We start from the raw sequence: 23,311 nt of genomic DNA on the forward strand, positions 1-23,311 counted from the left end.
AGGAAAGAAACCATAACAAAACTTAAGAAGATTATGTCAGCTACCGGACACGACGAACACGGACACGAAGATCACGGGCATCATCATAAAGAGACCTTTATCACCAAATACATCTTTAGTCAAGACCATAAGATGATTTCCAAGCAGTACCTGATAACAGGTCTGATCATGGGATTCATCGGTATAGCTATGTCGCTGTTGTTTAGAATGCAATTGGCATGGCCAGGGGAATCCTTCCCAATCTTTGAGGCCCTACTTGGAAAGTGGGCGCCTGATGGGGTCATGGACGCCGATATTTACTTGGCATTGGTTACTATTCACGGTACCATCATGGTATTCTTTGTGCTTACCGCTGGATTGAGTGGTACCTTCAGTAACTTATTGATTCCATTGCAGATCGGTGCAAGGGACATGGCTTCCGGTTTCTTGAATATGGTTTCATACTGGTTGTTCTTCCTGTCTTCAGTAATCATGGTAATTTCCCTGTTTGTTGAAGCTGGACCAGCTGCAGCAGGTTGGACCATTTATCCGCCCTTGAGTGCCTTACCAATGGCGCAACCCGGTTCAGGTATGGGGATGACCCTTTGGTTGGTCTCCATGGCCATATTCATTGCTTCCTCGTTGTTGGGTTCATTGAACTATATCGTAACTGTTATCAATCTGAGGACCAAAGGGATGTCAATGACCCGTTTGCCATTGACCATCTGGGCGTTCTTTGTAACAGCGGTTATCGGGGTGATTTCATTCCCAGTTCTTCTTTCAGCAGCTTTGTTGCTGATTATGGACCGAAGCTTCGGAACATCGTTCTTCCTATCAGATATCTTTATACAAGGTGAGGTATTGCACTATCAAGGAGGGTCACCCGTATTATACGAACACTTGTTCTGGTTCTTGGGCCACCCGGAAGTTTATATCGTTATATTGCCTGCAATGGGAATTGTTTCCGAAGTAATGGCTGTAAATGCACGTAAACCTATTTTTGGGTACCGTGCCATGATTGCTTCCATTTTGGCCATTGCATTCCTTTCTACCATTGTATGGGGGCACCATATGTTCATCTCAGGAATGAACCCATTCTTGGGCTCTGTATTTACATTTACAACTCTTTTGATTGCGATTCCATCGGCGGTTAAAGCCTTTAACTGGATTACGACCCTTTGGAAAGGTAATCTGCAATTAAACCCCGGTATGTTATTCTCCATCGGAATGGTGTCTACCTTTATTACTGGGGGTCTTACAGGTATTATTTTGGGTGACAGCACTTTGGACATCAACGTTCACGACACCTATTTTGTAGTGGCCCACTTCCACTTGGTAATGGGTATATCTGCACTTTATGGATTGTTTGCTGGTGTATATCACTGGTTCCCCAAGATGTTCCAAGGACGAATGATGAACAAGAATTTAGGATATGTTCATTTTTGGGTAACGGCCATTGGTTCCTATGGAATCTTCTTCCCCATGCACTTTGTGGGAATGGCAGGTGTTCCAAGACGTTACTACCAGAACACTGCGTTCCCAATGTTTGATGATTTAACGAACATTCAGGTGTTAATGACCGTGTTTGCCATCATCACTGCGGGTGTACAATTGGTATTTGCCTATAACTTTATCATTAGTATATTCTACGGTAAAAAAGGTCCGCAAAACCCATGGAAAGCTAACACCTTGGAGTGGACAACCCCACAGGAACACATGCACGGAAACTGGCCTGGAGCCATTCCACATGTGACCCGTTGGGCTTACGATTACAGTAAGACCTACGAAAATGGGGAGTACATTATACCGGGACAGGATTTTGTTCCGCAGAACATACCGCTTCAGGAAAACGAAGAAGAACTCAACCACTAAGGTTATATCATAAAATAGAGGCCCATCCAAAAGGATGGGCTTTTTTGATTGTATGATATTGAATCACAAGAGTTAGCAACAATTATAATATCTTTAAGGCACAGAACCCCAAAAAGTAAAACCGTGAAAAAAATAGTAGTCTTAGTTCTGTTCATTTTTCCCATATTAATTCAAGCACAGCGCAAACCGCGTATAAAAGGAAGCCGAATCGTAACCCAAGTCAATGAAGAGCTTCCTCCGTTCAATGCTATAATTTTAAATGACAATCTCGATATTGTACTGAAGAAATCCTTCGGGCCGGGGTATGAGGTCGTTGCCGATGATAACCTTATCGATATCCTCAAGTTTGATGTGCAAGATGGCACTTTACTGATCAGTTCCTATTATGATGTTACCGCTAAGAAGCAATTGGACATTACGGTAAATTATGTGGATTTAAGGGCAATAACTTTAAAAGATGGCAGCATCCTTTCCCATGATATTATTGAAAGTGATGAGCTATTTGTGGATGGATTCAACAATACAAAACTCGATATCAAAGCCAACGCAGCGGTAATGGATATTAATTTAGAAGACACAAGTCATGGCGATTTTAATGTGGATGTAGATAGTTTGAATATCACCATGGGACATAGATCGGAAGCATACATCTATGCGGTGAACGAAGTGAGCTTGGTAGATTTGGAAGACAATGCTTCATTGACCCTGGAGGGAACTTCGAATGGAATTCAGGCGCGGTTGGTCGGAAATGCCAAATATAAGGGTGAAACCATGGGGGTAGGAGCCGTTAAGATGGCTTTGGAAAGCAATACCAGTGCGAGAATCTACGCTCATGGGGAACTTGAGCTCAGTGCCAAAGGAGATTCCAGAACATACCTCTACGGTACCCCGAAAATCACAATCCATGAATTTCTGGATACTTCCCAACTCATCAAAAAACAAGAATAAGTTTACTGGGCAATGGGTGCAGTAAGGCAATGCTCCGGTATACCAAAGCCGTCCACCAAGACCTCAATATGGGGTCGTAGCTCGGTGGATAGACGTTCTACCCGTTGGCGTATCGCCTTGGATTTTGTACTCCCCAAATAACCCTGTTCCAAATACCATCGAGCATCCAAGTGTATCTGTTGCAAAGCATGGAGTGTACCCACCTTTTCCAAAAGATTCCTATAGGTCTCATCCTGTACCGTGGCGCAAAATTCAGAAAAAATGGAGTAGGCCAATTCGGTACTATAGGCCTTTCCCAAGGCCAATAAATGGGTTTGCACCTTTAAGAATGCTTGATACGAAGGCACCCCTTTTTTGATATAACCACGAATCCGCATAGCCAAGGTATAGGTCAATCTACGGGTTCGGTAATTAAAGGCATGCTTGTGGAATTTTGGGTTGTACAAGTGTTCGGCATCCACTTTATTGGAATACAGCGGATTGATGGCCGTTAATTTGTCCGAAAGTTGACTTTGCAGCAATTTCAACACCGATGTGAACCCAGCACTGTTGAATTCTGCCTTAAAATCCGATAGAATTCCTTTGGCGGCCAGTTGAAGGAGCACGGTGTTGTCGCCTTCGAATGTGGTAAAGATATCCACATCCCCTTTGAGGTCGGCAATCCGGTTTTCCAGTAAATATCCTTTTCCACCGCAAGCTTCCCTGCATTCTTGTATGGTATCATTGGCAAACCAGGTGATCACCGATTTAAGACCTGCGACTTGGGTTTCAATTTGCCGCTTGTCCGGTTGGGAGTCGTCACTGTAACGCTTCATCATTTCTTCCAATACCACATGGTAGACATAAGCACTGGCTATGGCTGGGGTCAATCGTATCTGATGCGTGGGATAGTCCATGATCAAATCCTCTTGAATTTTGATGCTATCATTGAATTGTCTGCGGTTCAAGGCATACTTCACGGCTATGGTCAAGGCCATCTTGGCGCCTCCCAACGCCCCTCGAGCCACGCAGATGCGCCCACCTACCAACGTGCCCAGCATGGTGAAAAAACGTTTGTTAGGATTTTTTATCGATGAAAAATATTGGCCATCTGAAGTGATTTCTCCATACTTGTCCAAAAGATTTTCTCGGGGAACACTTATAGTATCGAACCAAATTTTTCCATTGTCCACGCCATTTAATCCAAGTTTATAGCCATTATCCTCAATGGTGATACCTTTGAGCAGTTCATGTTTTTCGTTCCGTAAAGGCACCAAGATGGCATGTACCCCTTCATTTTTTCCATTCACGATAAGCTGGGCAAAAACGGTGGCAATTTTGGAATGCAGCGCATTGCCAATATACTCTTTGTTGTCATTCTTGCCTGGAGTATGGATGATGATGGAATCCGTGGTAGTGTCGTAGGTAGCAGTAGTTTTTATACCCCTTACGTTAGAGCCGTGCCCCGTCTCGGTCATGGCAAAACAACCGAGTAGGTTGGTTTTCCCGGCATCGGATAAATATTGGTCATGGTGTTTTTTAGTGCCCAATTTTTGGATACTACCTCCAAAAAGACCAAACTGCACCCCAAATTTTACCGCAAGGCTACCGTCCACAAACATCAAATGCTCAAATATGGCGGCGTAAGCGGGCATATTATCCGTACCTCCATATTTAGCCGGATAGGCCATGGCACCGTACCCCTTTTCACCCAAAAGCGCTACTTGTTTCAAGATTGTGCTCCTAAATTCTTCCTTGTTTCTTCGGATGTCCCACGTAAAGGATGGGTGTTTCAAAAACTGCCGAAATTCATCCACAACCGTTGCGTGATCCCCTTTTAGGATTTTGTCCAGAACGCTGGCATCGTATAGGTCCGAAGTCTTTTCATGGACCACTTCAACATCGAACAAATGGTTGTAATGGTTGGGCTGTATGCCCAAATTAATTTCGATATGTTTTAAGTGATCATTGAAAGTAATGGCATCACTTCGTGTTTGGGTCAAACGTTTACTCAAAGATGCTAAAGGATAAGTGTCACTTTCCACGAGTTTTACCCCAGAGCTGGCAATGGTATGTTTCCATGATTTTATCTCTTGGTCCTTGGGCGGATTTTCCCTGTTGAGCCAATGATTAAGTTGCTTCTTTTCCGAGGGGTCCAAAGAGGTGTCATCGGAAATGCTTTTCTCCACCACAGAAATTTCAGAAGCCGATAATAGATCATCGGACCAAATGACATAGAAAAAAGGGATGTATTGTAGGATTCCCAAGGAATAATCTGTTGTCATCATTGCATTTTGGGTTAAGATGGGGTTGTTTTGTTTTCTAAGTATCTAAGGTAAGGTTTAGTTTTCTAAGATGTGTACTTACAATCATTTTGGCTGAATTGCTTTTAGCCTCATGGGCTTTTCAACTATATTTGTTAAGCCATGAATGAAAATTTAGATCCAACGGCCCATAATTTTTCCCAAGAGGAGCTCGATATTGAAAGAGCGTTACGCCCGATTACATTCGACGATTTTACGGGACAGGCCCAAGTATTGGAAAACCTTAAGGTTTTTGTGCAGGCGGCCAATCTTAGGAATGAGGCCTTGGACCATACCCTTTTCCATGGCCCCCCGGGATTGGGAAAAACTACCTTGGCCCATATTCTGGCCAATGAACTTGGCGTGGGAATCAAGGTAACCTCTGGCCCTGTGTTGGACAAGCCCGGCGATTTGGCGGGCCTGTTGACCAATTTAGAGGAGAGGGACGTACTCTTTATTGATGAAATCCACCGGTTGAGTCCCATTGTGGAGGAATACCTCTACTCGGCCATGGAGGATTATAAAATTGATATCATGATCGAAACCGGTCCCAATGCAAGGACCGTTCAAATTAATTTGAGTCCCTTCACGTTGATAGGGGCCACCACACGATCTGGATTGCTCACGGCACCCATGCGGGCAAGGTTCGGTATCCAGAGTCGATTGGAATATTACAATACAGAACTGCTCTCTACCATTGTGGAACGAAGCGCGGAAATCCTAAAAGTACCTATAACCCAGGAAGCGGCCATTGAAATTGCAGGACGAAGTAGGGGAACCCCTAGAATTTGCAATGCCCTCTTACGCAGGGTTCGGGATTTTGCCCAGATCAAGGGAAATGGCAACATCGATTTGGGAATTTCCCAGTTTAGCCTCAAGGCCTTGAATGTAGATGCACATGGTTTGGATGAAATGGACAATAAGATTTTGAGCACCATTATTGATAAATTCAAGGGAGGACCCGTCGGAATCACAACCTTGGCCACGGCAGTTTCCGAAAGTGCTGAGACCATTGAGGAGGTGTACGAACCATTTCTGATTCAGCAGGGTTTTATCATGCGCACCCCCCGCGGACGCGAGGTCACTGAGTTAGCTTATAAACATTTGGGGAGGATCAAAGGGGGAACGCAAGGAGGGCTTTTTTGATTTGACTCCAAAAACCAAACATACCACATTGATTAAAACCGAAGCCAAGCGCCTCGGTTTTTTGTCTTGCGGCGTTTCCAAAGCACAATTTTTGGAAGAGGAAGCCCCGCGATTGGAGAAATGGCTTAAGGCCAACATGCATGGCCAGATGAAGTATATGGAAAACCATTTCGACAAGCGTTTGGACCCTACCAAGCTCGTGGAAGGGTCAAAATCCGTCATCTCATTACTGTTGAATTATTTTCCCTCAGAACAGCAAAACCCAGATTCCTATAAAATTTCCAAGTATGCCTATGGAACCGATTATCACTTTGTAATAAAGGACAAGCTCAAAAGTCTTTTGCATTTTATTCAGGATGAAATCGGGGAGGTCCATGGAAGGGCCTTTGTGGATTCCGCACCTGTCTTGGATAAGGCATGGGCCGCCCGTAGTGGTTTGGGGTGGATAGGCAAGCACAGTAATCTACTGACACAGCAAGTTGGCTCGTTTTATTTTATAGCGGAACTTATTGTGGATTTGGATTTGGAGTACGATACGCCAACAACAGACCACTGTGGTACCTGTACAGCGTGCATAGATGCTTGTCCTACTGAGGCCATTGTGGAACCCTATATGGTGGATGGCAGTAAATGTATTTCCTATTTTACCATTGAGCTCAAAGACCAAATTCCTACTGAGTTCAGGGGGAAGTTGGATGATTGGATGTTTGGCTGCGATGTATGCCAAGATGTTTGTCCGTGGAACCGTTTTTCAAAACCACACAGGGAACCTCTTTTTGATCCCGACCCCCAGTTGCTGTCCATGACCAAAAAAGATTGGGAAGAAATTACCGAAGAAGTATTCCAGAGGATTTTTAAAAAATCACCCGTTAAGCGCACTAAGTACAGTGGTCTTCAGCGAAATGTTAAGTTTTTAAAATCCTAGAGGTCAACTATAACGTTTTCGTTTTGGTGCAAGGCCAATTTGCGTCTAAGTTTTTTCAATGAAATAATTAAAAAGACTATATTGAATTGGATTCGTATTGAGAAATCCTCAAAATTTGAGTCATGTTTTTAATGGATTGAAAATTCTTGATTTTCAAACACCATTCTTTTCAAACCAAACAACACACAGGATGAAGATCATAAAACCCCGTTTAAGTTTTTGGCAGATATTCAATATGAATGTTGGCTTTTTGGGAATCCAGTACAGTTTTGGACTTCAACAGAGCGCAATAAACCCCATATTTCTTTTTTTGGGGGCCAAAGAAGAAATCTTGCCCATTTTAAATATTGCCGGCCCTGTTACTGGATTGATTGTACAACCAATAATTGGGGCCATATCAGATAAAACATGGTCGCCAAGATGGGGAAGAAGAAAACCTTTTTTCTTGATTGGAGCGGTGATGGGAAGTCTCTGTCTGTTTGCATTTCCATTGAGTCCTGCACTGTGGTTTGCCGTAGGCCTTTTGTGGATTTTGGATGTGGGGAACAATATGGCCATGGAACCTTACCGGGCTTTTGTGGGAGATAAGCTTCCCGATACCCAATTGAGCATTGGCTACCAAATGCAAAGCTTGTTTGTAGGAGCTGGTATTTTATTGGCCAATGCATCTATTTTTTTATTTCAAGATTGGTTTGGTGGAGGACAGGAGATAGAAGGTGCCGTTCCCAAATGGTTGTATTATTCCTTCTTTATTGGCTCGTTTTTGTCCATAGTCACCATATTGTGGTCGGTTTTAAAGACTCCGGAGATACCGCCTTCCGATGAAGAATTGGCAGAAATCAATAGGCACAAGTCTTTGCCTTTTATGGAGCGTTTTAAAACCCCGTTTGTGGAAATATCACATGCGGTGAAGGAAATGCCCCAGTTTATGTGGCGATTGTCTGCCGTATATCTGTTTCAGTGGTATGCCCTGTTCGTGTATTGGCAGTTTATAACCCCATTGTTCAGGACAACCATGGGTTTTGATACATCGGAAGCTGCAGCTCAAGCGGCAAAAATGAGTACTACCTATAATATTGTTACGGCCGTAGTGGCATTGATTTTGGTCCCGTTGACCATGCGATTTGGTGGAAAGAAAATCTATGCATTAAGTCTGTTGGGAACTGCCATAGCCTTGTTTGCCATTCCCAATATTCAAGACCCGGTGCATGTATTGTTCCCCATGGTTCTATTCGGCATAGGTTGGGCAGCCATGATGGGCATTCCCTATAGTATGGTTTCCAAGATTGTTCCTCAAGAGCGACGTGGGGTGTACATGGGTATCCTAAATATGATGATCGTAATTCCAATGGGTATCCAAACATTGACATTCGGTCCCATTTTTAAAAATTTACTCGGGGCAAACTCTGTCAATGCCATGTTGTTTGCAGGCGGATGTTTTGTTATGGCTTCCCTTTTGGCCATGCGCCTAAATGTCCCAAAGAACAAACAGGATACTGAACTGGACATTGAAATGCCTTGAGTCTGCCCTTATGTGAAGTTCCATTTTACAGGGGTTTCAAGGATTATATTAAAATTGATGGAAAGGGACTTTCCAAAACCAAGGAATCCCCTAACTTTACCCATTCATTTTTCACTATATGAGCAAGGAAAAACAAAGACGGGAAGCACTATTATACCATGCTAAACCACAGCCTGGAAAAATAAAAATAGTGCCTACAAAGCCATATTCCACGCAACGAGATTTAGCACTGGCCTACTCCCCTGGAGTGGCAGAACCTTGTCTGGAAATAGAAAAGAACAAGGACGATGTATACAAATACACCGCCAAAGGAAATATTGTGGCCGTGATTTCCAATGGAACGGCCGTATTGGGGTTGGGCAACATAGGCCCAGAAGCATCAAAGCCCGTGATGGAAGGGAAAAGCCTTCTTTTCAAAATTTTTGCGGATATCGATGGGATTGATATTGAATTGGACACGGAGGATGTGGATAAATTCATTGAAACCGTAAAGACCATTGCCCCCACTTTTGGTGGCATCAACTTGGAAGATATTAAAGCACCAGAGGCGTTCGAAATAGAAAGACGTCTTAAGGAAGAATTGGATATTCCCGTAATGCATGATGATCAGCATGGTACTGCCATAATTTCTGCTGCAGCCTTGCTGAATGCCATTGAGTTGACCAACAAGAAAATTGATAAAGTAAGAATTGTGGTCAGCGGTGCCGGTGCTGCCGCGGTTTCCTGTACAAAACTTTACAAAGCTTTTGGGGCCAGCGCCAAGAATATTGTTATGCTGGATAGTAAAGGGGTTATCCGGAGCGATAGGGGAAATTTAAGTGGGGAGAAACTGGAGTTTGCCACAGATCGCAAAATTGACACATTGGAAGAGGCCATGAAGGATGCGGATGTCTTTATTGGTCTATCCATTGCCAATATAGTGACTCCAAAAATGCTTAAATCCATGGCAAAGGACCCCATTGTTTTTGCCATGGCCAATCCAAATCCGGAGATCGCCTACGATTTGGCCTGCAAGACCCGAAAGGATGTTATCATGGCCACTGGGCGTTCCGACCATCCCAATCAAGTGAACAATGTGCTTGGATTTCCTTTTATTTTTAGAGGGGCACTTGATGTACGCGCCACCAAAATCAATGAAGAAATGAAGATGGCCGCCGTGAGGGCTTTGGCCGATCTTACCCGTGAGCCTGTTCCCGAGCAGGTAAACATAGCATACGATGCCACACGTTTGGCCTTTGGAAAAGAATATATTATCCCGAAACCTTTTGACCCAAGACTGATTACCACCATTCCTTTGGCTGTAGCCAAAGCGGCCATGGAAAGTGGGGTGGCCAAAGCACCTATTCAGGATTGGGACAGGTATGAGGAAGAACTCTATCAAAGATCGGGCAACGATAACAAGGTGGTAAGACTACTTCATAATAGGGCCAAAGTAAACCCAAAGCGAATTGTTTTTGCTGAGGCTGAATTGTTGGATGTAATGAAAGCTGCCCAAATAGTTTATGAGGAAGGCATTGCAGAACCCATTCTATTGGGGCACAGGGAAACTATTGAAAACCTTAAAAAAGAACTCGATTTTGATGCCGAAGTGACTATTATTGATCCACGTTCCGATGAATCCAAGGAATTGCGGACCAAGTATGCCTTAAAGCTATGGGAATCCAGAAAAAGAAAAGGGGAGACCAAGTATAGTGCACGGGTAAACATGGGCAAACGCAACTATTTTGGGGCCATGATGTTGCTTGAAGGGGATGCCGACGGTATGATTTCGGGATATTCAAGGTCATATCCAAGGGTGCTTCGACCTGTTTTTGAGGTTTTGGGAAGAGCCAAGGGGGTTAAAAATGCTTCCACAGTAAATATTATGATTACGGAAAGAGGGCCACTATTTTTGGCGGACACCTCCATCAATATAGATCCCAACGCAGAAGAACTGGCTGAAATAGCCCAAATGACTGCCAATGTGGCCAGCACGTTTGGTTTTAGTCCGGTTATGGCCATGCTTTCCTACGCCAATTTTGGATCTTCAAACCACCCCAATGCCCAAAAGGTTAAGGAAGCGGTTCGGATTCTTCATGAAAAGAACCCTGATTTAGTGGTGGACGGGGAAATCCAAACCGATTTTGCATTGAGCCAAGAATTGTGTAACAATAATTTTCCGTTTTCCAAATTGTCCGGTAAAAAGGTGAACACACTTATTTTTCCCAATTTGGAATCGGCCAACATTACATATAAACTCCTCAAAGGGCTCAATAAGGCTGACTCCATAGGACCTATTATGGTAGGATTGACGAGGGCAGCGCATATTCTTCAATTGGGCGCCAGTGTGGATGAGATGGTGAACATGACCGCTGTGGCCGTTATTGATGCCCAAGAACGTGAAAAGCGCAGAAAAATGAGGAGAGAATCTGAGTAGTTTCTGAAATCTTAAAGTCTAATAATCCAACATACCAAATATGATTACCCATTTAAGAGGAAAATTGGTAGAGAAGAACCCAACCTATGTAATTATTGAATGTAATGGCGTAGGATATTTTTTAAACATTTCGCTACATACATTTTCCTTATTGGGCGATGAGGAAAACATTCAGTTGTACACCCATCTTTTAATTAAAGAGGACTCTCATACTTTGTTTGGTTTTGTGGAACGATCGGAGCGTGAAATTTTCAGGTTATTGATTTCAGTTTCAGGCGTGGGGTCCAGTATTGCCAGGACCATGTTGTCCTCTCTTTCGCCCACAGAAGTCAGGGATGCCATTGCCAATGGGGATGTGCCTTCCATACAGGGTGTCAAGGGAATAGGGGCTAAGACGGCGCAACGCGTAATATTGGACCTGAAGGACAAAATTTTGAAAGTTTACGATATGGGAGAAGTTTCCCTTCCATCAAACAATACAAGCAAAGAAGAAGCGTTATCTGCTTTAGAGGTTCTTGGTTTCACCAGAAAACAATCTGAAAAGGTTGTGGACAAGGTGTTGTCCGGAGATCCTTCACTAAGCGTTGAGAACACTATTAAACAGGCGCTGAAAAATTTGTAACTAGTTTGAAAAGAGGGGCAAAACCAATACTTAAACCATCCAGCTTTAAGTACATTTTTGTATTGATCTGTTTTTTGGCCGTCACTTCCCTGATGGGGCAGGAGGAGACCAATGAACAGGTTCAGGATTCTGTGCAGACAGGGGTAGACCTTGGTCGACTCATATTGGAGAATCCTGACAGCATTATTGCCAAATACACCTACGACCCCCAAACCGATCGCTACATCTACACAGAAAGTATTGGTGATTTCAATATCAATTATCCTGTTATCCTTACCCCGGACCAGTATTATGAATTGGTTCGGAAAGAGCAGATGAGATCCTACTTCAAACAAAAGATTGATGCTTTTACCGGAAAAAAAGAGGGTAGTGAAGAGGCCCGAAAAAATTTGTTGCCCAACTTCTACGTGAACAGCAACTTTTTTGAATCTATTTTTGGAGGAAATACCATTGAGGTGATTCCCCAGGGATCCGTAGCCATGGATTTAGGGGTGTTGTGGCAAAAAAATGACAACCCGGCACTGTCGCCCCGTAACCGTACCAACTTATCTTTTGATTTTGACCAACGTATCAGTTTAAGTTTGTTGGGTAAGGTTGGGGAACGTCTTCAAGTAACCGCCAATTATGATACTGAGGCAACTTTTGACTTTCAGAATCTGGTAAAGTTGGATTACACCCCAACTGAGGACGATATTCTTCGGAAAATTGAAATTGGTAATGTGAATATGCCTCTGAACAGTTCTTTGATCACAGGTGCACAGAGCCTTTTTGGGGTAAAGACCCAATTGCAATTTGGAAAGACAACAGTGACGGCGGTTTTCTCGGAACAACGCTCTCAGAACAATACCGTTGTAGCCCAAGGAGGAGGAACATTAAATGAGTTTGCGCTTACTGCCTTGGATTATGATGAGGACAAGCACTTTTTCTTGGCCCAATATTTTAGGGACAATTACGATAGGGCATTGCAAGATTACCCGTTTATCCGAAGCCAAGTCCAAATTACCCGATTGGAGGTATGGGTTACCAACCGGAACCAGCAGACGCTGAACGTTAGGAATGTGGTCGCCATTCAAGATTTGGGAGAATCGGAATTAGGTAAAGATGGCAGGGAAAAAACACGGATAGGAATAGCTGGTGGTGACCCAGCAGGATTTTTCAATAATTTGGGGAATGACGTGTATCCGCAAAACGGGGTCAATGATTTTGACCCTGCTTTAATTGGAAATGGAGGGGCCCTCACCCCATCCATACGTGACATTGCAACTGTGGAAGCTGGGTTCAATGTTCCGGGATATCAGGTTAACCAAGGATTTGACTACGCTATCTTGGAAAATGCCCGAAAATTGGAACAAGGAAGGGATTATCAGTTTAACTCGCAATTGGGATATATCTCCTTGAATCAACGTATAAGTAACGATGAGGTTTTAGGGGTGGCTTTTCAATACACCGTGAATGGTCAAGTCTATCAAGTAGGTGAATTTGCCAATGGTGGAGTGGATGCCACAACCGTTTCAGGAGGAGTGAATCCTATCATAGAAAATAATACTCTGATTCTAAAATTGTTGAAGAGCAACATCACCAATGTAGAGGACCCCATTTGGGATTTGATGATGAAGAATATTTATTCTACCGGAGCTTTTCAATTGGATCAAGAGGATTTTAAGCTCAACATTCTCTATTCAGACCCTACACCTCGAAACTACATTACCCCAATTAATCCAAATATTGGCTGGCCGGAAGGGCTGGAAGATCGTATTTTGATCAATGTATTCAATCTGGACCGATTAAATGTGTACAACGACATTCAACCTGGAGGGGATGGATTCTTTGACTACGTGCCAGGTATTACAGTTGACCCACAATCAGGACGCATCATCTTTACCAAGGTAGAGCCTTTTGGAGAATATCTCTTTGATGAACTGGGTGGTGGTACATACGATGTTGACAATGACCAAGGGTATAACGACAATCAAAAACGCTATGTGTTCCGTAACATGTATGCTAAGACCAAGGCAGCATCCTTGCAGGACGCGGAAAAGAACCGTTTTCAAATAAAGGGACGCTACAAATCGCAAGGGAACAATGGTATTCCCATTGGAGCTTTTAACGTGCCCAGAGGTTCGGTACGGGTAACGGCAGGTGGTCGTCAGCTTCAGGAAGGAATAGACTATACGGTAAATTATCAAGCAGGTACGGTTCAAATTTTGGACCCTAGTTTGGCAGCATCCAATACACCCATTAATATCTCTGTTGAAAACAATGCCGTTTTCGGACAGCAGACCCGAAGATTTGCCGGGGTGAACGTGGAGCATCAATTCAATGAAAATTTTGTGTTGGGCGGAACACTTCTCAACCTAAATGAACGACCGCTTACACAAAAATCAAACTATGGGGTGGAACCCGTGAACAATACGATTTTTGGACTGAACGGAAATTTCAGTACAGAGATTCCGTTCTTGACCCGATTGGCCAATAAATTGCCCAATATAGATACCGATGTGCCCTCCAACCTGTCTTTGCGTGGTGAAATTGCCTTCTTGAAGCCCAATTCACCCAAGAATGCAGATTTCCAGGGAGAAACCACGACCTATTTGGATGATTTTGAAGGAGCACAGGCTTTGATAGACATTCGTTCCTCTTTGGGATGGACGCTTGCAAGTCCGCCAGTCGAATTCATTCAGGACAGAACCGATATCGATGTGGGACATGAGCGTGCCAAGATGGCTTGGTATACGATAGATCCTATTTTTTACACCAATCAGAGACCGTCTGGGTTATCGGACAATGATATTTCCCTGAACTCTACTCGTAGGGTATTCATTGATGAAGTCTTTACCGAGACCGATATTGCCCAAGGGCAGACCCAGGTACAAAGTACCTTGGATATTGTGTACTATCCCAATCAAAAAGGACCGTACAATGCCAATCCAAGTTTTGAAACCGAACAACCAGAAGATAAGTGGGCGGGTATTATGCGTCCATTGAGCAGCACCAATTTTGAACAATCCAATGTGGAGTTTGTCCAGTTTTGGGTGTTGGACCCTTATGTGGATGGCGAAACAGTTGGGTCCAATTCCGGGGAACTCGTACTGAACTTGGGGAATATTTCGGAAGACATTCTCCGTGACGGCCGTAAACAATACGAGAATGGATTGCCTGCCAGCACCAATAACGAAGTGCCTAGACCTACTATTTGGGGGCAAGTGCCATCTACTCAATCTTTGGTGTATGCTTTTGATGCCGATGAGGGAAACCGAACCGCCCAGGATGTTGGTCTGGATGGTTTGGACGATGCTGCCGAACAGGCAATCTACAATGGTCCAGCCGAAGATCCTGCCTTGGACAACTATCAATATTATTTAAACCGCGATGGAAGTATATTGGAGCGCTATCTTGATTTCAACAATACGCAAGGGAACTCTCCAGTAGCTGTGACCAATACCAATAGAGGGTCTACCACCTTGCCCGATGTGGAGGATATTGATCGCGATTTGACCATGAATACGGTAAACAGTTATTATGAGTACCGAATCCAAATCAAGCCTAACACCACCATCAATGATAAATATGTTACGGATATCAGGGAAGGACAGACCCCAACGCTACCCAATGGGACCCAATTGAACCGTAGGTGGATACAATATAAAATTCCATTGAGTGATTTTACCGATGCGGTGGGAGGCATCACCGATTTTAGATCCATCAGTTTTATGCGGATGTATCTTACAGGCTTTTCAGACGATGTGGTCATGCGTTTTGCTACCTTGGACTTGGTCCGTGGCGATTGGCGTACCTATACCCGTTCCTTGCAACCTGAAGAAGTGGACAACGACCCATCCGATGACGGTACCGTAACCGACGTGAACACGGTCAATATAGAAGAAAACTTTGGTCGTCAACCTATTCCTTATGTATTGCCTCCAGGAGTGGTTAGAGAGCAGTTGAACAACAACAACACCATTATCCGCCAAAATGAGCAATCCTTATCCTTTGTTGTGGAGAATTTGGAATCTGAGGATTCCCGAGGCGTCTTTAAAAATGTAAATGTGGATGTACGCCAGTATGAACGTATAAAAATGTTCATGCACGCCGAGAAGATCATGAACGGGGATTATTCGGATAGTGATACCCCATTGGTAGGTTTTCTTCGGATTGGAACCGATTTTTCAGAAAACTTTTATCAGGTGGAACTCCCGTTGCAGTTTACACCTTTTAATGTAACCTCTGCTGAAGAGATTTGGCCCGATGTAAACCAAATAGACATCGCTCTGGACGATTTGAACAAGGTGAAATCAAAAGGGATAGCGGAACAGACCTTGGACCAAATCAATTATTATGAGATTGTGGATGGCGAAGCCATTCCGGTGGATGAGTTTGCGCCACGTACGTTGGGCAGGGTGCGGATTGGTATTCGCGGTAACCCATCTTTAGGAAGTATCCGAGGGATGATGGTAGGTATAAAGAATATTGACGACCTTCCAGCAAGGGGCGAGGTATGGTTCAATGAACTGCGTCTTGTTGGTTTGGACAATAAAGGGGGATGGGCCGCCATTGTGGCCATGGACGCCAATATGGCCGATTTTGCCAATATTTCCGTGACCGGGAGCAAGAGTACCTCCGGTTTTGGGTCCATAGACCAAATGCCCAATGAACGTTCCAGGGAAGATGCGGTTTCCTATGACATGGTCACCAATGTAAATGCCGGACAACTGTTGCCCAAAAAGTGGAACCTTCAAATCCCGTTCAATTATGGGATTTCAGAAACCTTGATTACCCCTGAGTTTGATCCCGTTTATGACGATTTAAAATTGGATGACCGTATCTCAGCGGCAGCTACGCCAGAGGATGCAGAGACCATACAGGAACAGGCAGAAGATTATACCAAGCGAACCAGTTTCAACTTGATCGGGGTTAGAAAAAATAGGGGAGAAGAAGCCGAAGAGAACTTTTTCGATATAGAAAACTTTACATTCAATTATTCCTATAACGAGACCAGCCACCGGGATTTTGAGATAGCCGATCTAAAAGATCAGAACGTGAACACCGGCTTTGTGTATAATCACAATTTTAAACCGGCTCCCGTTGCACCATTTGCCAAGAAGGATTCCCTGTTCACGGGAAGATATTGGAAATGGCTCAAGGATTTAAACCTGAATGTACTGCCCACCAGTATGTCTGTAAATGCCAATATCAACCGTGCATTTAACCAACAAAGGTTTAGGGATGTATTGGAACCTGGCGTGGATGCGTTGGAACTTCCCCTTTTGCAACAAAGAAACTATCTGTTCAATTGGCAGTATGCGCTTAACTATAGCATCACCAAGTCTTTACGGTTGAATTTAACGGCTTCCAATAACAATATTGTTCGGAACTATTTCAATGTGGATGATGATGCCGACTCTGGAATCAACGAAGCGTTGGATTTGTGGGATGGCTTTTTCGACATTGGGGAGCCCAATCGACATGCCCAGCAGATGCAGCTGAATTATGAATTGCCATTTAGTAAGTTCCCATTCTTGGATTTTATCAACGCCCAATACACCTACACCAGTAATTTTGATTGGCAACGGGGAGGGGATGCACTCAATGAGGTGGCCGGTCAGGATATCAACACTGTACAGAATGCCAGTACCCATAACCTAACAGGTAATCTCACCATGCAACGTTTCTACGATTTCTTGGGGTTGAAGAAACGTAGTGGCAAGGTGACTGCATCCCAAGCTGCTGTGCGCAGGGACAAGGCGGGCAATCCTGCCAACGACTCTGACGGGGATACACCAAAGAAAACAAGCAAAGGCTTCAATACTATGGTCGATATTCTAACCATGGTGAAGCGCATCAATATTAATTACACCGAGAACAGGGGTAAAGTATTGCCTGGATATACCCAAAGTATTGGTTTTATAGGCACAGCTAGACCTTCCATTGGATTTGTGTTTGGTAGTCAGGCTGATGTGCGTTTTGAAGCGGCTCGAAAAGGTTGGTTAACCACCTTTCAAGAGTTCAATTCCCAGTTCATGCAGAACTCCACCAAGCAATTGAACATTACCGCAACGGCCCAGCCCACACAGGATTTGACCATTGATATTACTGCGGACAGACAGATTTCAAATAGCTATCAAGAAACCTTTAGGATAAATGAACTTGGAGGAGGGCAGTTTGAATATGAAACCCTATTGGGCAATAATTACGGAAACTTCAGTATTTCTACCGTAATGATCGGTACGATATTCAGCAAGAGCGATGAGTTTGATTCCGAAACTTTTGAACAGTTCAAACAGAATAGGATCACCATAGCCAATCGGTTGGTTTCAGATCGTGGCCAAACCCCGGGAACTTTGGATGATGACGGCTTCCCAGAGCGTTATGGCAAGACACAACAAGAAGTATTGCTCCCGGCTTTCTTTGCGGCATATACAGGACAGGATGTAAACCGGGTAAATTTGGATGCATTCCGACAGATACCCATTCCCAACTGGAACATCAAGTATACGGGATTGATGAAGAACCGTTGGTTTAGGAAGAAGTTCAAGCGTTTTTCTTTGAGTCATGGGTACCGTGCGGCCTATAGTATCAATTCCTTCCAGACCAATTTAACGCGGGAACAATTGATTAACGACGGTATGGACCCCATAGATACGGAGACAGGGGATTTTCTGCCGGAAAACATCATCAACAATGTGGTTTTGACGGATCAGTTCAACCCTCTGATGCGTGTGGATTTTGAAATGCAGAATTCCTTTAGCTTTTTGGCTGAGGTACGTACAGATAGGACTCTTTCATTGAGTTTTGACAATAATCTGCTCACGGAGATCAATGGTAAGGAATATACTTTGGGATTGGGATATCGTTTTAAAGACGTACAAATGGTAACCAATATTGGTGGTGAACGTACCCGACTCAAAGGAGATCTAAACCTTAAGGCTGATTTATCCCTTAGGGATAATTTGACCATCATCCGTAATTTGGATATCGATAACAACCAGATTACTTCGGGTCAAAATCTGATGTCTATTAAGTTCACGGCGGATTATGCCTTGAGCAAGAACTTCAATGCACTTTTCTTCTACGACCATTCCTTCTCAAAATTTGCGGTTTCAACGGCTTTCCCACAAACCACGATCAATACAGGATTTACACTGCGCTATAACTTTGGCAACTAGGATTGGTGGGAATGGCTAAATTCTTGAATTTTGTTGCAAGGATTGTTTGAAAACCTATTTACAATCTGTTACATTTGTCCATCGACTAATTCAAACATATAATACGATGAACATACCTTCAGAACTAAAGTATACCAAAGATCACGAATGGGTCAAAATAGATGGCGACATTGCAACCGTTGGGATTACGGATTTTGCCCAAAGTGAGTTGGGGGATATAGTGTATGTTGAAGTGGAGACCCTGGATGAGACCTTGGATAAGGATGAGGTTTTTGGCTCGGTTGAAGCGGTAAAAACTGTTTCGGACCTTTTCTTGCCGTTAAGTGGTGAAATTATTGAGTTTAATGAAGCTTTGGAAGATGAACCGGAAAAAGTAAACTCCGATCCATACGGGGAAGGATGGATGATCAAAATAAAGATTAGCGATGCCTCTGAGACAGATGCCCTCATGAGTGCTGATGATTACAAGGCATTGGTGGGTGCTTAAAAAGAATACCTATACCATACTGTTCATAAGCTGGGTACTGATTATAACCGTACTCAGCTTATTTTCGTTTTCAGAAGTGGATTTGGATACCGGAAAGCTGAACATTCCGTATGCAGATAAGATAACGCACTTTATTTTTTACTTGGTTTTTGGAATATTGGGATGTTTTTTTGTTAGGGAGAGGACAAAGGGCCAAGCTGAATTGACGAAGACAAGTTGGTTTATGTTGGTTGGGGCAATAGTATATGGCATATTTATTGAGGCATTACAATATACAATGACCACTGATAGAATGGCCGAATTTGGTGATGTTTTGGCAAATACTTTTGGGGCTTTTGTAGGAATTGGCCTAGTTAGATGGTATTTTTCCAAGAAAAGGCCGTTAAAATGGAAATTTTAATTGTTTATTTAACCAATTAATAATTAAATTAGCAAACACTAAAATCAAAAAGATGGAACTAAAAAAGAATCCAAAAGCCGACGTAGGAAGAAACAGCTCACTCTATTTTGTAGTAGGGTTGGCCGCTGTTTTGGGGTTGGTTTATGGCGCCATGGAGTGGAAAAAATATGACAAGACCAACGATTATGACATTTCAATGAACATTGAAGATCAGTTGGATGAGGAAGTTCCGATGACTGAACAGATTAAAACACCACCGCCACCGCCGCCACCTGCCGCACCAGAGGTGATTGAGGTTGTTGAAGATGAGGAGGAAGTGGAAGAAACTGTTATTGAGTCCACTGAAACCAGTCAGGAAGAAGAAGTTGTTGAAATTGAAGAAGTTGAGGTTGAAGAGGTTGAAGAAGATATTTCGGTTCCATTTGCCGTAATTGAAGATGTGCCCGTTTTTCCAGGTTGTGAGAACGCTGGTGATAAAAAAGCCTGTTTTCAGGAAATGATGCAAAAACATATCCGTAAAAACTTCCGTTATCCAGAAATTGCCCAGGAAATGGGTGTTCAAGGTAGGGTGAATGTTATTTTCGTAATCCAAAAAGACGGAAGCATTGGTAACATTAGAATGCGTGGACCGGATAAAAACTTGGAAGCTGAAGCATTGCGTATTATTGAAAAACTGCCAAAGATGACCCCTGGAAAACAAAGAGGTAGGGCGGTAAAAGTTCCATTTAGTATTCCAATTACCTTTAAGCTACAGTAAAATATACATAGTTCCTACTGAGGTAGGAATAGAAAAAGCCCTGATGGTAAAACGTCAGGGCTTTTTTTCTTTGTAAAGACCAAAAACTTGTTCTGAAAAAATGTATCCACTGGCCAAAAGAAGATAAAGGCCATCAATAGGTTGGAAAAGAACACATCTCACGTTATCTTTGCCAGCCAATTTAGATGTGGATGAAATCTGCTGTAGGTTCCGTAAAAAATACTTCGCTTTCCGTGATTTTTTCTGATTTTAAAGAAATCACCAAGGCCAAACTGGCGATAAGCGTGGTTTTTTCATCCATTGCAGGATATTTTTTGGGTGCCTACGAAGTAGAGATTACTTCCATTTTGCTACTGACTTTTGGTGGATATTGCATGGTAGGGGCTTCCAACGCCTATAACCAAATCATTGAAAAAGATTTGGACGCCTTAATGAACCGCACCAAAAATCGTCCCATACCCTCAGGACGGATGTCGGTAAAAAACGCCTTGGCCACGGCCATAACATTAACGGTTCTGGGTGTAGTGGCCTTGTTTGCCCTCAGTCCAAAAACTGCTATGTTCGGTGCCATTTCAATTTTCTTGTACACCAGTGTCTACACACCGCTAAAAACCAAAACACCCTTATCGGTTTTTGTTGGGGCTTTTCCGGGAGCCATCCCTTTTATGCTAGGGTGGGTTGCTGCCACGGATGACTTTGGGATAGAGCCGGGAACGTTGTTCATGATACAGTTTTTCTGGCAATTTCCACATTTCTGGGCGTTGGGTTGGATGTTGGATGAAGACTACAAAAAAGCTGGATTTAAAATGCTGCCCACAGGAAAGAAGGATAAGGGTACTGCATTGCAGATAATATTGTACACAATTTGGATGATTGTCATATCCATTGTGCCCGTTTTTGGATTTACAGGGAGGTTAACTCTTTCCATTCCCGCTGCGGTAATCGTTTTGATGGCGGGATTGGTCATGCTATTTTTTGCCTTTAAGCTTTACGATAAACGGGACAATCCCACGGCAAGGAAGTTGATGCTGGCAAGCGTTACCTATATATCATTGATTCAAGTTGTATACGTAATTGATAAGTTTATTTAAAGAAGATGGATTTAAGCCAAGGAACAGCAGTTGAAAAAAACAGAAGGGCAAAGAAAATGATGCTCTGGTTCGGAATAGTGAGTTTGATCATGGGTTTTGCCGGATGGACCAGTGCTTACATTGTAAGTAGTAAGCGGGAGGATTGGATTAGTGATTTAGAGCTTCCGCAAGCTTTTTTTGCGAGTACCGCAATAATCATATTGAGTAGTATTACCTACCTGATGGCAAAGAAAATGGTTCAAAAGGATAACCAAAAAATGGGTACTATTTGTTTGTTGGCCACACTGGTCCTGGGAGTGGCATTTATTATCTTACAATTTAAAGGATTCTCACAAATGCTGGAACATGGCTATTATTTTACAGGCCCAACCAGTAGTATAAAAATGTCTTATGTATTTTTGATTGCTGCGGTGCATATTGTCCATGTGGTAGCAGGTCTTATTTCTCTACTGGTGGTTTTGGTGCAACAGTTACGGGGAAAATATAGCCCAGAAAATATGTTGGGATTGGAATTGGGTGCCACATTTTGGCATTTCTTGGATTTTCTTTGGGTGTATTTAATACTATTTATGTATTTCGTGAAATAAATTTTGATTGAAGCAGTTTTCATTCAACTTTATCTTTTCGAATACATCAAAAGGTGTAAATTTGTGAAAGTTTTATTAAAGCGACTTTTTTTATGGATGCAACGGTGACTACCGGTACAGAAGAAAGCGTTTGGGGAGGTGGAAATCAACCCCTCGGCGCTAGCTATGGAAAAATGATGATGTGGTTCTTTATTGTCTCTGATGCCTTGACCTTTTCTGGGTTCTTGGTGTCTTACGGCTTTTCAAGGTTTAAGTTCATAGAAACTTGGCCCATTGCCGATGAGGTATTTACCCACGTACCCTTCTTCCACGGGAACTATCCCATGTACTATGTGGCTTTTATGACCTTTATTTTGATCATGTCCTCTGTAACCATGGTACTTGCTGTGGATGCCGGTCATAAGATGATTCAGAAAAAGGTTGTTCTTTACATGTTCCTTACAATTATTGGAGGTGCCATTTTCGTTGGTTCACAGGCCTGGGAGTGGGCAACTTTCATCAAAGGGGACCATGGTGCTTTGGAGACTAAAGGAGGTAGAATCCTTCAATTTGTAAATGCGGAGACAGGAGAGAGGGCTTCCTTGGCCGATTTCTCCAAGACCCTGCCCGAGGAAAGGGTGAAACACGAGAGTAGTCAAGGAGTATGGTTCGAGAAAGAGGGATACAAAACCTCATTCTCATTGAATGAAGTAGTGGAAGGATTTAAAGCCACGCCAAATATTCTTATCCGTACGGAGACCATCAATGACGAAGGACATAAAACGGTATTGACAAGGGAAGAATCCTTGGCCAAACTAAAGGATGCCGTAATGGTGGTGGAAGGCGCAAACCTTATCCATAATGAATATGGTAGCCGATTGTTTGCCGATTTCTTCTTCTTTATTACAGGATTCCACGGATTCCACGTATTTTCTGGAGTGGTGATCAACGTTATCATTTTCTTTAATGTCATATTGGGAACCTATGAGCGTAGAGGACATTATGAAATGGTAGAGAAAGTTGGATTGTACTGGCACTTTGTAGATTTGGTGTGGGTATTTGTATTTACATTCTTTTATTTGGTTTAAAATTGGATTCGTTTTCCATAAAAGTGGAAAGCAATAATCATACAGTA

15 protein-coding genes are annotated in these 23,311 nt (G+C 43.1%); 14 read left to right on the forward strand and 1 reads right to left on the reverse strand.

What is annotated here, in order from left to right:
- Positions 1-33: 33 nt before the first annotated feature.
- Both EZV76_RS11515 and EZV76_RS11520 read left to right on the forward strand, forming a co-directional pair.
- Positions 34-1,851 (forward strand): cytochrome c oxidase subunit I, encoded by a 1,818-nt coding sequence (locus EZV76_RS11515; protein ID WP_136566710.1) that lies wholly within the window; start codon positions 34-36, stop codon positions 1,849-1,851.
- A gap of 123 nt (positions 1,852-1,974) precedes the next feature.
- Positions 1,975-2,799, forward strand: coding sequence for a GIN domain-containing protein (locus EZV76_RS11520; protein WP_161594411.1), 825 nt, complete (start codon positions 1,975-1,977; stop codon positions 2,797-2,799).
- Between the two features lie 2 nt (positions 2,800-2,801).
- On the opposite strand, the gene EZV76_RS11525 is transcribed toward EZV76_RS11520, so the two are convergent.
- On the reverse strand, positions 2,802-5,066 hold the full coding sequence (locus tag EZV76_RS11525; RefSeq protein WP_136566712.1) for an acyl-CoA dehydrogenase family protein: 2,265 nt from the start codon (positions 5,064-5,066) through the stop codon (positions 2,802-2,804).
- A gap of 138 nt (positions 5,067-5,204) precedes the next feature.
- On the opposite strand from EZV76_RS11525, the gene ruvB reads away from it, so the two are divergent.
- From ruvB to EZV76_RS11585, 12 genes are all read left to right on the forward strand, one after another.
- Complete coding sequence (gene ruvB / locus EZV76_RS11530; protein WP_136566713.1) at positions 5,205-6,227, forward strand: Holliday junction branch migration DNA helicase RuvB; 1,023 nt, start codon at positions 5,205-5,207, stop codon at positions 6,225-6,227.
- Position 6,228: 1 nt separating this feature from the next.
- Positions 6,229-7,152, forward strand: a complete 924-nt coding sequence (queG, locus tag EZV76_RS11535) for a tRNA epoxyqueuosine(34) reductase QueG (protein ID WP_136566714.1) — start codon at positions 6,229-6,231, stop codon at positions 7,150-7,152.
- 190 nt (positions 7,153-7,342) lie between these two features.
- Positions 7,343-8,674, forward strand: a complete 1,332-nt coding sequence (locus EZV76_RS11540; protein WP_136566715.1) for an MFS transporter — start codon at positions 7,343-7,345, stop codon at positions 8,672-8,674.
- A gap of 118 nt (positions 8,675-8,792) precedes the next feature.
- The gene (locus EZV76_RS11545; RefSeq protein WP_136566716.1) at positions 8,793-11,090 is read left to right on the forward strand and encodes an NADP-dependent malic enzyme; all 2,298 of its coding nucleotides are present in this window, start codon (positions 8,793-8,795) and stop codon (positions 11,088-11,090) included.
- Between the two features lie 40 nt (positions 11,091-11,130).
- Positions 11,131-11,712 carry a Holliday junction branch migration protein RuvA gene (ruvA, locus tag EZV76_RS11550; RefSeq protein WP_136566717.1) on the forward strand — a complete coding sequence of 194 codons (582 nt, stop codon included), beginning with the start codon at positions 11,131-11,133 and terminating at the stop codon, positions 11,710-11,712.
- Positions 11,713-11,717: 5 nt separating this feature from the next.
- A complete protein-coding gene (gene sov, locus EZV76_RS11555) occupies positions 11,718-18,875 on the forward strand; it encodes a T9SS outer membrane translocon Sov/SprA (RefSeq protein WP_136566718.1) in 7,158 nt (2,385 codons plus the stop codon).
- Between the two features lie 106 nt (positions 18,876-18,981).
- Positions 18,982-19,362, forward strand: coding sequence for a glycine cleavage system protein GcvH (gene gcvH, locus EZV76_RS11560; RefSeq protein WP_136566719.1), 381 nt, complete (start codon positions 18,982-18,984; stop codon positions 19,360-19,362).
- Positions 19,355-19,762, forward strand: coding sequence for a VanZ family protein (locus EZV76_RS11565; protein ID WP_161594412.1), 408 nt, complete (start codon positions 19,355-19,357; stop codon positions 19,760-19,762). Before gcvH ends, EZV76_RS11565 begins: the two co-directional genes overlap by 8 nt.
- 52 nt (positions 19,763-19,814) lie before the next feature.
- Positions 19,815-20,519 (forward strand): energy transducer TonB, encoded by a 705-nt coding sequence (locus EZV76_RS11570; protein ID WP_136566721.1) that lies wholly within the window; start codon positions 19,815-19,817, stop codon positions 20,517-20,519.
- 191 nt (positions 20,520-20,710) lie between these two features.
- Entirely contained in the window at positions 20,711-21,610 is a 900-nt protein-coding gene (cyoE, locus tag EZV76_RS11575; protein ID WP_136566722.1) for a heme o synthase, read from the forward strand.
- Positions 21,611-21,615: 5 nt separating this feature from the next.
- Positions 21,616-22,197 (forward strand): cytochrome c oxidase subunit 3, encoded by a 582-nt coding sequence (locus EZV76_RS11580; protein ID WP_136566723.1) that lies wholly within the window; start codon positions 21,616-21,618, stop codon positions 22,195-22,197.
- Between the two features lie 92 nt (positions 22,198-22,289).
- Positions 22,290-23,264 carry a cytochrome c oxidase subunit 3 gene (locus EZV76_RS11585; protein WP_136566724.1) on the forward strand — a complete coding sequence of 325 codons (975 nt, stop codon included), beginning with the start codon at positions 22,290-22,292 and terminating at the stop codon, positions 23,262-23,264.
- Positions 23,265-23,311 lie beyond the last annotated feature (47 nt).

It is taken from the genome of Flagellimonas alvinocaridis, assembly GCF_004916895.1.
In the GTDB taxonomy this organism is placed as follows: domain Bacteria; phylum Bacteroidota; class Bacteroidia; order Flavobacteriales; family Flavobacteriaceae; genus Flagellimonas; species Flagellimonas alvinocaridis.